The organism is Salinimicrobium oceani (assembly GCF_012037645.1).
In genome coordinates this window covers 1-588 of sequence record NZ_JAAVJR010000254.1, presented here as the reverse complement: position 1 = coordinate 588, position 588 = coordinate 1, and the positions used below count along the sequence as shown (strand labels likewise).

Genomic DNA, 588 nt, shown 5'->3' with positions numbered 1-588 from the left:
AGTGTAAAGCGCGGAAAGGTGGCCTTAAAAAGCGTCGATGCTGTTTATATGCTCACCGAAGATCTTGGCTATATCAAGATCAATCGCTTTGCGGAATCTACCTATGAAGAATTTAAAAAAGGTCTTTTAAGCCTGAAGAAAAAGGGTGCTACCCAAATCGTTCTGGACCTTAGGAATAATCCGGGGGGCTATCTCGCCGAAGCCACTAAGATCGTTGATGAATTCCTTCCTGAAGATAAACTTGTGCTCATCACAAAGAATAAAAAAGGAGCTGTTGAAAAGACCTACGCTACAAAAGAAGGGAACTTTGAAACCGGCGAACTTTATGTACTCATCAATGAAAATTCTGCTTCGGCAAGTGAGATCATTGCAGGGGCTTTACAGGACAATGATAAAGGTACCATTGTAGGCAGACGCTCCTACGGCAAAGGCCTTGTGCAACGGGAAATGGCTTTGGGAGATGGAAGTGCAGTAAGACTTACCATTGCAAGGTATTACACCCCTACAGGAAGATCTATCCAGCGGCCATACGACAATGGCAGTGAAGAATATTTCAACGACTACCTTAACCGGTATAAGAATGGGGAA

Annotated in this window: 1 protein-coding gene; it reads left to right on the top strand. The window is 43.7% G+C overall.

Annotation, left to right across the window (positions count from 1 at the left end):
- Positions 1 to 588: S41 family peptidase (locus HC175_RS16575; RefSeq protein ID WP_235942655.1), on the top strand; the 588-nt coding region annotated here is incomplete at both ends.